The sequence below is a fragment of the Nostoc sp. genome (assembly GCF_036919895.1).
Lineage (GTDB): Bacteria > Cyanobacteriota > Cyanobacteriia > Cyanobacteriales > Nostocaceae > Nostoc.
Window position 1 is genome coordinate 108,537 of sequence record NZ_JBALBW010000031.1, and the last position, 12,769, is coordinate 121,305.

General features: G+C 43.0%; 10 protein-coding genes, 1 tRNA gene and 1 pseudogene. 7 read left to right on the plus strand and 5 right to left on the minus strand.

Features of this window, described 5'->3' with window-relative positions:
• Positions 1-519: 519 nt before the first annotated feature.
• The 4 genes from V7K55_RS05875 to abc-f form a co-directional block, all read right to left on the minus strand.
• Entirely contained in the window at positions 520-1,245 is a 726-nt protein-coding gene (locus tag V7K55_RS05875) for a Stp1/IreP family PP2C-type Ser/Thr phosphatase (protein ID WP_334829135.1), read from the minus strand.
• A gap of 18 nt (positions 1,246-1,263) precedes the next feature.
• On the minus strand, positions 1,264-2,949 hold the full coding sequence (locus V7K55_RS05880; protein WP_334829156.1) for an ABC1 kinase family protein: 1,686 nt from the start codon (positions 2,947-2,949) through the stop codon (positions 1,264-1,266).
• A 171-nt stretch (positions 2,950-3,120) separates the two neighbouring features.
• Entirely contained in the window at positions 3,121-3,447 is a 327-nt protein-coding gene (locus V7K55_RS05885) for a DUF6825 family protein (protein WP_334829137.1), read from the minus strand.
• Positions 3,448-3,613: 166 nt separating this feature from the next.
• Positions 3,614-5,224, minus strand: a complete 1,611-nt coding sequence (abc-f, locus tag V7K55_RS05890; RefSeq protein ID WP_334829139.1) for a ribosomal protection-like ABC-F family protein — start codon at positions 5,222-5,224, stop codon at positions 3,614-3,616.
• Positions 5,225-5,753: 529 nt separating this feature from the next.
• Between abc-f and V7K55_RS05895 the strand changes: the two genes are divergently transcribed.
• Positions 5,754-6,455, plus strand: a complete 702-nt coding sequence (locus V7K55_RS05895) for a Uma2 family endonuclease (protein WP_334829141.1) — start codon at positions 5,754-5,756, stop codon at positions 6,453-6,455.
• A 29-nt stretch (positions 6,456-6,484) separates the two neighbouring features.
• On the opposite strand, the gene V7K55_RS05900 is transcribed toward V7K55_RS05895, so the two are convergent.
• Entirely contained in the window at positions 6,485-9,181 is a 2,697-nt protein-coding gene (locus V7K55_RS05900; protein WP_334829143.1) for a CBS domain-containing protein, read from the minus strand.
• Between the two features lie 157 nt (positions 9,182-9,338).
• Between V7K55_RS05900 and psbZ the strand changes: the two genes are divergently transcribed.
• From psbZ to V7K55_RS05930, 6 genes and pseudogenes are all read left to right on the plus strand, one after another.
• Entirely contained in the window at positions 9,339-9,527 is a 189-nt protein-coding gene (gene psbZ / locus V7K55_RS05905; protein ID WP_094346523.1) for a photosystem II reaction center protein PsbZ, read from the plus strand.
• A gap of 190 nt (positions 9,528-9,717) precedes the next feature.
• Positions 9,718-10,296, plus strand: coding sequence for a 6,7-dimethyl-8-ribityllumazine synthase (gene ribH, locus V7K55_RS05910; protein WP_334829145.1), 579 nt, complete (start codon positions 9,718-9,720; stop codon positions 10,294-10,296).
• Positions 10,297-10,411: 115 nt separating this feature from the next.
• A tRNA-Gly gene (locus V7K55_RS05915) sits at positions 10,412-10,483 on the plus strand.
• Positions 10,484-10,613: 130 nt separating this feature from the next.
• Positions 10,614-10,757 (plus strand): annotated as a pseudogene (locus V7K55_RS05920) (RNA-guided endonuclease TnpB family protein); the annotation flags it as partial.
• A 236-nt stretch (positions 10,758-10,993) separates the two neighbouring features.
• Complete coding sequence (locus V7K55_RS05925; RefSeq protein WP_041565838.1) at positions 10,994-11,401, plus strand: hypothetical protein; 408 nt, start codon at positions 10,994-10,996, stop codon at positions 11,399-11,401.
• Positions 11,402-11,405: 4 nt separating this feature from the next.
• Positions 11,406-12,671 carry a glutamate-5-semialdehyde dehydrogenase gene (locus V7K55_RS05930; RefSeq protein WP_334829147.1) on the plus strand — a complete coding sequence of 422 codons (1,266 nt, stop codon included), beginning with the start codon at positions 11,406-11,408 and terminating at the stop codon, positions 12,669-12,671.
• Positions 12,672-12,769: the final 98 nt, after the last annotated feature.

Genomic DNA, 12,769 nt, shown 5'->3' on the forward strand with positions numbered 1-12,769 from the left:
GTTTGACAAGATTGCCCACATCCTGAGTGTGGATTTTTTTGATATGATGTCTTGCACCTAATCCTACTGATATACCACCCAAGTCAGCCGAGCCAGATTCCGGAAAATAGGCTCTATCTGGACGAAGGTAGATATAATTACCTCTTTTACTCCTTTCTGCTTTGCATAGGTCTCTTTTGAGGAGATAAGCAGATTTTGCCCCGAATCCAATAGTTTCGCTGTTTGAGAAAAACTAAGATGCTGTCTCCCGCAATATGGAGGAAGCTTTGGAAGCTAGGAATTTTTAGGAGGTTGGGGAATGAATGGTAATAAGCGTGAATTATAGTCGCTATACCTTATTACGTGCAAGATGTCAATTTACCAGTTTTATGCAAATTTAGCCTCATTAGGTCACTTTGGAGGCTAAAAATATTTGTATCAAATTGTAAAAACTAAAAATGCTCACACTGAACAAATTACTGAGTATATCTACCAGATTTGTCATTTGTCTAAGGTTAGTAAGTATCGACTAATGACTATTTATTCGAGTGAGACGATGACAACTGTGATGTTATCGTGCCCTCCATGCTCCTTAGCAGCCTCAATTAGAGAGATGGCGGCTTTATCAAGCCAAGGTGCGTCTTGGAGGCAGCTAGCAATCTTCTGTTCAACGAGTTCTTCTGTGAGACCATCACTACATAACAGCAAGCGATCGCCAAGTTTTACATCTAGTGGTTGCACATCAACCTGATGCAAGTCTTCACGCCCTAAACAGCGCGATAATACATGACGAAAAGGATGGGATCGGGCTTCATCAAAGGTGATGTCACCGATTTTGATTGCTCGTGCTACCCAAGTATGGTCTTCTGTTACCTGTTCTAATTGGGACTCTCGGAAGCGATACAGCCGCGAATCGCCAACATGAGCGCACCAGGGCGATTCTGGGGCGCGAAAAATTACTGCTACAACTGTTGTACCCATGTCGGCGCGTTCGGGATGATTTTGCTGATCCTGCAAAATCGCTTCATTAGCACCCCACAAAGCTTGCTCTAGCAATTCTTGAGAAGATTTAGAAGATTCCCAATTTGCTACCAAATACGCCTGAATTTCTTCGGTGGCTATGCGACTTGCTTCTTCACCTCCCGCATGACCACCCATTCCATCGGCGACAATGAAAAATCGCCCTTCTGGGTCGACATAGTAAGCATCTTGATTATTAGAACGAATAAGTCCCGGATCGCTAAAACCCGTGAAATGAAGTTTCATAAATTTTTTTTGCAATAATTAATGCATACGATCGTAACGGTCAAGGCGTAAAATTAGTCTGATCAGGATCGCTGAAATCCCTAGTGCAATTAACCCAGGCAGGAGTGCCCACCATCCATGATTGCCAACCACTAAGATCGTAGCTGAAAGTGTGAAACCACTAATTAACAGAGCATAGCTCATTGAAAGCTGAATACTGCTTTGCCGCCGCAATAGCCGTTCAGTTTCTATAGACCGAACGCGGAGGCGCATGTCTCCCCGTTCTAGCTTCTCTAACGTATCCTCTAACCTGCGTGGTAGCCCAAAGGCAGTACTACTTACCTGAGCCGCTTGACGACTTAATTCGTTAATAAAGCTATTCCCCTCAGAACCATTCATATCGGTCATAAGCTGCATTGCATAAGGTTTGGCAACTTCCATAAAGTTAAACTCTGGATCTAAACCTTTGCCTACTCCTTCTAGAGTAGAAAAGGCTCGCATCACAAAGGTGAAGGTTGCTGGAAATCTAAATGGCTGATTATAAGCTATTTCATAAAGGTCGTCACTAATTGCTGCCACTGACTGATTTTCAAAGGGCTTATCCATGAAATGATCCAGCATGTACTGGACGGAACGCCGGACTGGGCCGATGTCATCGGTTGGGGCGATCGCACCTAAATCAATCAGAGATTGGACAACGCGATCGCCATCTTTTTGAGCGATACCAAACAGTGTTTGCATCAGTCCTTCGCGCACGTTGGATTTAATCCGCCCCATCATGCCGAAATCGTAGAATATTAGAGCGCCACTTGCACTAATGGCAATATTCCCTGGGTGAGGATCGGCGTGGAAAAAGCCACTATTGAGTAATTGTAGTAAGTAGGCTTGAGCGCCTTGACGAGCAATCAACTTTCGATCCAAACCGGCTGCTTCTAAAGCTTCGTATTGGCTAATTTTAATTCCAGGGAGATATTCTAAAGTTAGTACTCTGGAACTAGCGTAACGCCAGTATACTCTTGGGACATTCACCCAATCGTAGCCGCGAAAGTTCCGGCGAAAAGTATCGGCGTTACGACCTTCGTTAAGATAATCAATTTCTTCCCAAAGAATGCGACAACATTCTTCGTAAATACCTAACCAATCTCTTCCCCGTCCCCATTTGGGATGGTTTTGAAAGTAGCGGGTAATTCCCTTGAGAATTTGTAAATCTATTTCAAATAACTTTTTTAATCCAGGACGTTGCACTTTCACAACAACCGATTCTCCACTATGCAGCACAGCTTTGTGTACTTGCCCCAAGCTAGCAGCAGCTAAAGGAATCGGTTCAAAATTATGGAATAGTTCAGGAATTTTTTTGCCTAATTCTTTCTCAATGGTCGCTTCTACTTGCTCATAGCTAAATGCCGGTACTTTGTCTTGTAATTTGGCTAGTTCTTCTACATATTCACCAGGAAAGATATCAGCACGGGTAGAAAATAGTTGCCCAACTTTGATGAAGGTTGGGCCTAAATCCAGCAGGGTAGTGCGAATCCAAACCGCTTGGGTTTTGCGTCTTGCAGCTTGCTTTACCTCAGTCACGCCACCCGGATAACTCCAAGATTTGTTGTATAGCCAAAGTTTGAACAATAAGGTCAAGACAAAAGACCAAATGTCCACAAAACGCCGTCTGCTAGAGTATTTTTCCCGATTCCAACGGTATGCCTTCTCTGAATAACCTTGTTCCATATCCTTTGTGTACCGTTGGTTTGCAACCGAATCATTTGAAAGAAAAGACACTCTGATTCCTAAACTGTTTTTTCTTAAGTGTCATTTGTCATTTGTCATTTGTCATTTGTCATTTGTCATTTGTCATTTGTAAATAATTTTTGACCAATGACCAATGACTAATAACTAAATTTATGCAGAAGTTCGGCGATAATGTTGCAATTCTGTTCTTAACAGGGCAATTTCTGCTCGTAATTCATCAATATCTGCTTGCAAGTCACCTGAATCAGAAGTGGCTTGTCCACTACCTGTAGTAGCTTGACCAGAATTAGCTGATTCTGCTGACCGATTTGCCCGTTCTAGGACTTCTTCTGTAAACTGGCGCAACTGTTCTCTAGCTTCAGCATCAAATTTGCCTAGATCGCTCAAAGCATCGGTCAAGGCGACCTCTAAACGCTCATTAACTACTTCGGCTACTGCTCTGCCTACGAAAAAAGCTTGTACTAGTGGGTTACTCATAAATTTTTGTTACGTTGATCCGCAAGAGAATTATAACTTGCCTGTATGCTTTACGGCTTCTGCTGTAGAGCGAGAGATTTATGTGGCGCAATGGGCGACTTTCAGCCTTAGTGAATAGAATTCGCAAAGTTTACGGACACGCAAGCGAGAGCTACAGCGACTGGGGCTAATAGATTTCGAGTAATTCTCGATAATATTGCTCTGGTGTACTGGGTAAATAGGTTGTCATTTGCAAGGCTTGCTCTTTCAATTTGAAACTTTGGGTAATATTAATTCGGCTGAGGAAATCTAGATCGTGGGAAATTACCCAAATAGCTCCTTGATAGTCATTGATCCCTACTACCATTTGTTCAACAGTTTCAATATCAAGGTTATTAGTTGGCTCATCAAGGATGAGAATATCGATTTCTGAGATACTGATTATTGCGATCGCTAATCTTGCCAATTCACCTCCACTCAACACAGACGCGCTTTTCTGAACGTCATCATATTTAAAGAGAAAGTGTCCCAACTGTTGACGCAAAAGCTGATAGCAGAGGCTTGGATTGGCAGCTTGCATATTTTCCAGAATTGTGCATTGGCGATTTACCAATTTGTAGGCTTGATCGAGATATACAGCTTTCATCGCTGGTGCAAGCAAAACCTCACCTGACTCCAAAACTGCTGTTTGGTTTTCCATTCCCAAAATAGCCTTTACCAGACTCGATTTACCAGAACCGTTTGCGCCGATAATGGAAATGCGATCGCCAGAGGAGACATGCAGTTGAATATTTTGAATCAACAGACGTTCTGATATCCTCAGATTTGCACCCTGGATATTAATTAGATTTCGGCGCTTTTGATTTTTTTCCTCTAGTTGAATACTTGTGACTTTCGTCGTTTTGACCTTTGTCTCTGCAACCTTTTGATTAGCCTTGGCTACTGCAACCTCATGTTTCTTTTTCGCAGTTCCGGTAGACATCTCAGCTTTGGTTTTAATCAGTCCTGCTGCCATTCTATCAATACTACCATTCAGAAACTTGGCGCGACCGTTGCGGCTAGATTGGGCTGCGCGTTGCTGTTCTTGGATAGCAGTGGCTTGGGTACGTTTGAATTCCTTTCTAGCGACTTCGTGCGATCGCAATGCTACCTCTAACTCGATTTCTTTCTGTTCTCGATACCGAGAAAAATTACCTCCATATACTTTCAAACCATCAGGTGTCAGTTCCCAAGTAACATCTGTCACTTGGTCTAGGAAAAAAGGTTTATGTGAGACAATCACAAACGCGCCAGTGAAATTTTGTAGAAATTGCCTTAAGCTTTCTAAGGCTTGCAAATCTATATGGTTGGTTGGCTCATCCAGCAACAGCAAGTTAGGCTGTTGATATAAACCAATCGCCAGAAATAGTTTTGTAAGTTCTCCACCACTCAAGTTAGTAATTGGTAAAGATAAGTCAAGTATTGTGTGGAATTGTGTTTGTAGAATTTCCTCAATATTCCACCATTCATCTGAGATAGAAATTAAAAATTCAAGTACTGTATCTGCTGTAATTTCTTGTCTGATAGTGCTGATTTGTGGCAAATAGTAGACAACACCATTACGCCAAACAGAACCGATGCTGGGGCTGATTTGACTTGCAAGTATCTTTAAGAGAGTTGATTTTCCTACCCCGTTGCGACCAACCAAAGCAATGCGATCGCCCGCCTCAATACTCACCTGGATTTTTTGAAATAAAGTTCTATCTAAGCTGAGTTCGTAGGCTAAATTCTCAGCTAATAATATTGATTTTTTCTGCATTATTCTCAAACCTCAATTCGCAAACTTCTACCCGCGTGTTCACAACATTTACGGGTTTAGATACAAAAGATTTAGCCGCAGATACTTGTCAAGCGGTTAAATGTAGATACGAATGATGACAATATTCTTAATACATGACTATGTGAAGTAACCCTGTCAAACTACTTGTGTTTATTCTTGGTTGACATTTGTTGCTTTGGTGCAACAGGTGTTTGGTACTACTTCATTTCAGTTATCTCGTTGGAGTTGTGATGAGGTTTGATATTAACTACAGTGTAGCATGAAGGTATTTCGGAAGGGTAGCGATCGCTCGTTCTCGGTGGGAAATAAAGATTTTTAACCGCAGAGGCGCAGAGAACGCAGAGGTAAGATATTCAGGATAGATTTTTTTATGAAATTTGTTTTGAGATGATAAAGCCTGAATTTGACGATTTACCTGTACCCTAAAAATAGACGATTAGCTACGCGCGATCGCCATTTACAAAACTGCTAAAATAAACCCATAACGATTTGATGCCGTATCCATTCTATGACCATAGCTCAAGAATTAGATTCTCAAAAAGGCATCTCCCAAGATGTTATATTTCCCCCTAGCGATCTATATAGTGACGAACCTCCTTTGGAAAGCGAACTGCATCTACGGCAAATAATTCTACTATTGACATGTCTGGAATGGCTGTGGCGAGACAGAAATGATTTCTATGCTGCTGGAAACCTGACTATCTACTACAGTCCACGTCAACGAAAATCAGAACACTTCCGGGGGCCAGACTTTTTTGTAGTGCTGGGAACTGAACGCAAAACCCGTAAAAGTTGGGTAGTCTGGGAAGAAGATGGTAAATATCCAAATGTAATTGTAGAAATTCTGTCTGACTCAACAGCTAATACTGACAAAGATTTAAAGAAAAGAATTTATCAAGATACTTTCCGCACGCTTGATTATTTTTGGTTTGACCCTTACACGCTAGAATTTGCAGGATTTCATTTAGTAGATGGAGGATATCAACCTCTACAAGCAAATGAGCAAGGGCATTTATGGAGTCATCAGCTAGATTTATATCTGGGAGTTTATCAGGGACTATTGCGGTTTTTTACACGAGATGCTCAACTAGTACCAACACCTGAAGAAACGGCAGAACAAGCAGAACAAAAGGCAGAACAAGCAGAACAAAAGGCAGAACGTTTGGCAGCAAAATTGCGGGAGTTAAATATCGATCCAGATACAATTTAGATTAACGCGATCGCTCCACTAATTCATTTTCATTTAGGATAGTGTTGTGCTAAAAACTCCTCAGCTTCAGTCCTATCTTTAATCACTCTATCCAACGTAGCAGCAACTACATCATCTAATATTTGCCGATACTGTGGCCCTGTTTTGTAACCAAGTTTCTTTAAATCATTGCCATTTAAAAGAGGCTGCACATTCGCCCAAACTGTTAAATATTCCCAAATTTGATGTCTAATTTCTCGCGGACTTTGCAAAGCAATTAAAATCAGCATTGCTAAGTCGTACTGTCGCAACAACTGCACTATTTGACTGGGGCGTTGAAAAGTGGGTAAATATTGTACCACTTTACTATAGCTTTGAGTTAAGTTTTTCAACTTAACAATACTATCCTCTTGTAATTGCAAATTTTGTGCTACTTTCACCCGATATTCAGGTGCTAGGTGGGCGATTAATGCTTCTAAACGGATTTGCCAGTGAATGAGGGTTTGTTCAGCATCAAATCCCCGCAAACAACGTTCTAACAAACGTAATTGCCGCAGGAGTGACTCATCTAGTTTGAGGGTAGGATGAATACATTGCAATGCCCCTAAGTTATCGAGTAACTGCAAAGCTGATTTCCAGTAGGTGGCTTCTAGAATGTGTTTTAATTCTGTTTTCAGTCGAGTTTGTAGGGCTGGAGTTTTGGTATTCTCTTGAGCAGTGCGATCGTAAACACCACTGTTGATGGCATAGCGGATAAACTCTTCAGTTTGCGGTTCTATCTGAAACCCGAAGCGCACGGCAAAGCGCACGCCGCGATAAATGCGGGTGGGATCTTCGATAAAGCTGTTGGCGTGTAAAACCCGAATTTGCTTGGCTTGTAAATCTAGTAAACCGCCAAAGAAATCGAGTAATTCACCAGAGCGGGGAGAGGTGAGGCGCAAAGCGATCGCATTAATGGTAAAATCTCGACGATATAAGTCTTGACGAATCGAACTCGCCTCAACTTCTGGATTCGCCGCCGGGTAAGGATAAAACTCTGTCCTAGCGGTGGCAATATCTACCCAAAGAGAATCTAATTCTGGGTCTTTGTGCCACAACAAAGCAGCAGTTTGAAAAGCCCCGTGGATTTCTAAACGTGCCGCAGGATAAAGTTGTTGGAGTGCTTTTGCTAGTTCCACACCAGCGCCAACATCTGCTGATTTGTGAAAGCCATCAACTACTAGGTCAATATCTTTAATCATCAAGCTACCTGCTGCCTCATCTAACAGCAAATCCCGCACCGCACCCCCGACAAGATAAAGATGCCAACCCCGTTTTTCTGCTTCTTGCGATGCGATGGTGAGTAATTGCCATAACTGAGGAGCAAGTTTATTTTGCAATTGCGGGAGATTAATATTACTTTTCCGTTTCTCCTCCTCTCCCCCTTCTCCGCTTTCATCCCTTTCTTGATGTAATTCCCGCAAGACATCAGTACGGGTGACGATACCAACTAACTGCTCATTTTCCAATACTGGTAAGCGCCCGATATCATAAGTCACCATCAGGGACTCAATTTGTGGCAGTGTTGTATCTGGTGTAATCGTTTTCAGATTTCTTGTCATGTAGCCCTTGACTGGCGCATGACTAAATCCATGATGCAAGGCAATATCAATATCCCGGCGCGAAATAATACCTACTAGTTGCCCTTGAGTATCGACTACAGATAAACCAGAGTGTCCATAGCGCAACAAAATGCGCTGTGCTTCGGCAATTGTGGTTTCAGGCAGAATCGTGCGGACAGGAGAGGACATCAAATCTCTCGCAGTGGGGGGATGGGGAATTTGCGCTTTTACCCCATCAAGGAGTTGTTTTAAGATTGCTTGTGAATCAACTCCTCTTAGATTTAGTGATGCGGCTTGCGAATGACCGCCGCCTCCTAAAGGTTGGAATAATAGATTAAGATTTGTTTTGGGAATTTGCGATCGCCCAATTATAGTTAAGCGTGAATCACTTTTACTCAAAAGATACTCATTAGCCAGCAGTATGGCATCAATTTCGGTTAATTCTACGAGTTCTGAAGCCAAACTTGATAATCCTGGGACAAAAGCATCTGTTTTTAAAGTTACCCAAGCTATAGTATATCCACGTAAGCAAATATACTCTAAACTTTCTAACGCCTCAGTTAATAGTTGCTGCAATTGCAAAGACAAACCAGGATCTCGGTAGGTAGAAATTACCGATAAACTCGCACCTTGTTGCATCAACCAAGCCAAAGCTAAGGCATCCCGTGGTGTGGACTGGGCAAAGGTCAAGGAGCCAGTGTCAACGTGAATACCTAAAGCCATGACAGTCGCTTCGGTAGGACTCGGGGAAATTTGCTGTTGTTGTAATTTCTCCACAATTAAAGTTGTGGTAGCTCCGACTGAAGAAATATGCGATCGCGTCGCGGCAATATCTGACTCTTGTCCTAAGTGATGGTCATAAACTATAATTTCCCCAAGATGAGGTAAATCTAACCACTCAGCAGCTTTACCCAAGCGATCGCGCATTTGCGTATCCACCACAGTCAGAGAGCGAATTTTTTCAGGATTCACCGAACGGCGTTCAATTAGCGGATATTCATCCCGATGCAATGCTAAAAAGTCCCGTACAGTAGGGTGAGAACCACCAGTCAGCACAATCTTACTTCCCGGTAGTAGGCGCGTTAACCCTACTGCTGCTCCTAGTGCGTCAAAATCTGCGGTTGTGTGGCAAAGAATTAAATCCATAGTTAAGTATTAAGAGTCATTAGTCATCGGCACTTAGACAAAGGACAAATGACTAAAATGTTGCAATTTCTGCTAGCTTAAAAATAATAAGAAAGTGTCAACGTCGCCCTTTAGGATATTCTATCCTTAGTATTTCGCTGTATTGGGAGAAGCAAAAATGACCATAATATTCCAATTTGCCTTGATAGGTCTAGTCCTATTGTCTTTTATCCTGGTTGTGGGTGTTCCAGTTGCTTATGCAACTCCCCAAAGTTGGGGTGAATCTAAAAAACTGATCTGGGTTGGCTCTGGTGTCTGGATTGGTTTGGTATTTTTAGTTGGTTTGTTAAACTTTTTTGTCGTGTAGGCGACCGCTTCGCTCTGGCGCAGGCACATAATATAAGAACTAGAGGGGCAGAAAAGCCAATGGTCTTTGAGCAAAGGAGAAAAGAAGAAATTTTTTCCGATTTCCTTTTTTCTAACCGTGCTTTCCTGCTCCTCTACATTTAAATAAGAAATGTATATTGGCCAGAACTATAGTTGATTAAGAGGCAGTCATGGCAGTTTTCGAGGGAACTTTTACCCAAACGGAGCCTTTGCGGTTTGCAGTGGTGATTGGTCGATTCAATGACCTTGTTACCGGAAAGCTGCTAGAGGGATGTCAAGATTGCTTGAAACGCCACGGTGTTGATCCTAACCCCCAAGGTAATCAGGTGGATTATGTTTGGGTTCCGGGAAGTTTTGAGGTACCTTTAGTAGCTCGCCAACTAGCACTTTCCCATCGTTATGATGCTGTAATTTGTCTAGGTGCAGTCATTCGCGGGCAAACACCCCATTTTGATTATGTATCCGCCGAAGTTTCTAAAGGCATTGCCGCCGCTAGCTTTCAAACTGGAGTGCCAGTAATTTTTGGCATTTTGACAGTAGACACTATGCAGCAAGCCTTAGAACGAGCCGGCATCAAAGGTAATCATGGTTGGGATTATGCCCTAAATGCCCTAGAAATGGCAAGCCTGATGCGGCAACTGCGTTCTAATCTAGCAGAGCCATATTCTCGTAACAGCCAGTCTTTGCCAGCCTCGTTTCAAAGTGCCACCATCGGCAATTTAACGGCCGAGTCAGAAGAACTTGGCTAAATGAGTGCTGAGTTATGAGTGCTGAGTTATGAGTTAAAAAACTCGGCACTCAAAACTAAATAAAGGGGTTGACAATAAGGGATAAATCTGAGATATTTGTATATGGCAATCGATTGCGGGTGTGGCTCAGTGGTAGAGCGTCACCTTGCCAAGGTGAATGTCGCGCGTTCGAATCGCGTCACCCGCTTCCAACTAAAACCTCTTGATAGTTTTAACTTCAAGAGGTTTAGTGTTTTTAGGGTGCATTCAGTCTTTAGCGATTCGCGCTGTATTCGTGTGAATCGTTCCCAACTTTCATGAATTTCATAGATAGGTTCAGAATACTAAAGGCGGAAGGTTCAGCCGTCTCTGCTGTAGGAGGAGAGATAAGTCCTACTCTTGGGCGAAAGTCTAAGTTTAGGCACTCCCCTGTGATCACAGAAGCCAACACTGAAATTGGTACTCCAATTCAGTGTAGGTAGTTCACATAAGATTGTCAGATCCGGGGAAAGACTACAAATTGAAAACTCCGTACTAATATGAAAATTAGGACACTTAGAGTCTGCTGCATCTACTGTTTGTAATCTTGGCGATTTAAACATTGCCCATTCATGTATATAAAGAGAGTAATCTCTAGTAGCAGAAGCTTCTATTGCATTTACCAAAGGATTATATTGTTGTAGTTCGTGTAAAACACGCTCAAGTTACTAGAACGCTTGTGCAATCTCAAAAACCCGAAAAAATAGATTTCAATGCTGAATACCCCTGTCCCTGTCGTCGTCGGGGTCAGTTAATTCCGATTACGTTGACAGAAGCATTTGGTTGCGATCGCTGTCAGCAAATCTTTGTAGTAGAAGATAATGGTCATGTCCTAGAACAACTTTCTACCACCTATCCCTACAAACGGGCTTGGCGTTGGATGGGAAATAGTTGGCATGTTGTCCATCCCCGCTTGGGAGAAAGCTATCTGCCTATAGCACTTGGCATTATTTTCGTGCTAGTGATTATATGGCTGCCGTTAGCACTGCGATTAGCAAATGGTTCCAGCATTATTGCTTGGGCAATGGTGGCGGTGCTATTAGCTATTCTGCCAGCATTAATGGTCTGGCTTACCTACAGACGTTAACTCAATGACTGTTGAAGTTTTAGATGACCACCCCGAACCAATTACTAGCGCCCAACGAGCCTATCAAGCTTCCCTAAAGTTGGGACTCACAAGGGGAGCAGACCGAAGTCGTGCAGTATTGGCGATGGCACAAGCCCTTGAGCGCTCATTTGACGACATTCTAGAAGCCAATACCTTGGATTTAGAAGCTAGTCGAGAAATGGCAGTGCCAGAGTTGATATTAGACTGGCTAAAGCTGACTCCCACAAGGCTAGAGATGACAGTAGACATTCTACAACGGTTGGGGGAATTATCAGACCCGTTGCGGCGCGTTAGAACTGCTGATTATCAACTAGGAGATTCCCAAAGTTACACCCAATTAATGCCTTTGGGAGTGATTGGATTTATTTATGAAGCCTTTCCTGATTTAGGAGCGATCGCAGCAGGTTTTTGCATCAAAACTGGCAATAGTATAATTCTCAAAGGCAGTACTGAAGCTAGCCATTCCAACGCCGCCATCGCTGAGGCAATGCAAAATGCGATCGCAGAAGTTGGACTCCCGCCAGGTTGTCTAGAACTGATCGCAGCCGAAGGTGGTGCTTCCATTCGGGATTTAGTCACCCAAGACCAATACGTAAATCTAGTTATTCCCTACGGACGTACTAGCTTGATACAGCAGGTAGTGCGACAGTCAACTTGCCCAGTCTTAAAGTCAGTGATGGGTAACTGTTACCTTTACTGGTCATTGAATAGCAGCTTAGAAATGATCCGCTGGATGATTCTTGATAGCCATCAAAGTGAACCGGATCAAGTTAATGCGATTGAAAAGGTACTCATTCATCGTCAAGCCTTGCCATCATCCTTAGCAGTTCTGTGGAACAGCTTGATGGAAAAAGGCTTTGAAATTAAAGGGGACGCGGAACTAGTACAAGCCTTTCCCCAGTTACAGCTGGTGAAGGAGAGCGAATGGGGAAACCCTTATTTCACTAAGACAGTAGCTTTTAAACTGGTGGATAGCTTAGAGGGTGCGATCGCTTGGATTAATGAATACAGCAGTGGTCATGCCGACTCTATCGTTACTGAATCTTACCAAGAAAGCCGGCAGTTTGCTTTAGGAGTTAACAGCGCCTCTACCTACATCAATACTTCCCCGCGTTTTTCCCGCAACCCCTCGCGGGGAGATTCAGTGTTTCTCGGCATGTCTAACCAAAAAGGTCATCGGCGAGGATTTATCAGCCTGGAAACTTTGACCACTGTTAAGCACATTGTTCAGGGAAATGGCAGGTTTTAAATTAAATGGGGAATGGGGAATGGGGAATGGGGAATGGGGAATGGGGAATGGGGAATGGGGAATGGGAAATGGGGAATGGGGAATGGGGAATGGGGAGA

Coding starts and splice junctions, on each gene's coding strand:
- V7K55_RS05875 (WP_334829135.1), bottom strand. CDS start 1,245: ATGAAACTTCATTTCACGGGTTTTAGCGATCCGGGACTTATTCGTTCT.
- V7K55_RS05880 (WP_334829156.1), bottom strand. CDS start 2,949: ATGGAACAAGGTTATTCAGAGAAGGCATACCGTTGGAATCGGGAAAAA.
- V7K55_RS05885 (WP_334829137.1), bottom strand. CDS start 3,447: ATGAGTAACCCACTAGTACAAGCTTTTTTCGTAGGCAGAGCAGTAGCC.
- abc-f (WP_334829139.1), bottom strand. CDS start 5,224: ATGCAGAAAAAATCAATATTATTAGCTGAGAATTTAGCCTACGAACTC.
- V7K55_RS05895 (WP_334829141.1), top strand. CDS start 5,754: ATGACCATAGCTCAAGAATTAGATTCTCAAAAAGGCATCTCCCAAGAT.
- V7K55_RS05900 (WP_334829143.1), bottom strand. CDS start 9,181: ATGGATTTAATTCTTTGCCACACAACCGCAGATTTTGACGCACTAGGA.
- psbZ (WP_094346523.1), top strand. CDS start 9,339: ATGACCATAATATTCCAATTTGCCTTGATAGGTCTAGTCCTATTGTCT.
- ribH (WP_334829145.1), top strand. CDS start 9,718: ATGGCAGTTTTCGAGGGAACTTTTACCCAAACGGAGCCTTTGCGGTTT.
- V7K55_RS05930 (WP_334829147.1), top strand. CDS start 11,406: ATGACTGTTGAAGTTTTAGATGACCACCCCGAACCAATTACTAGCGCC.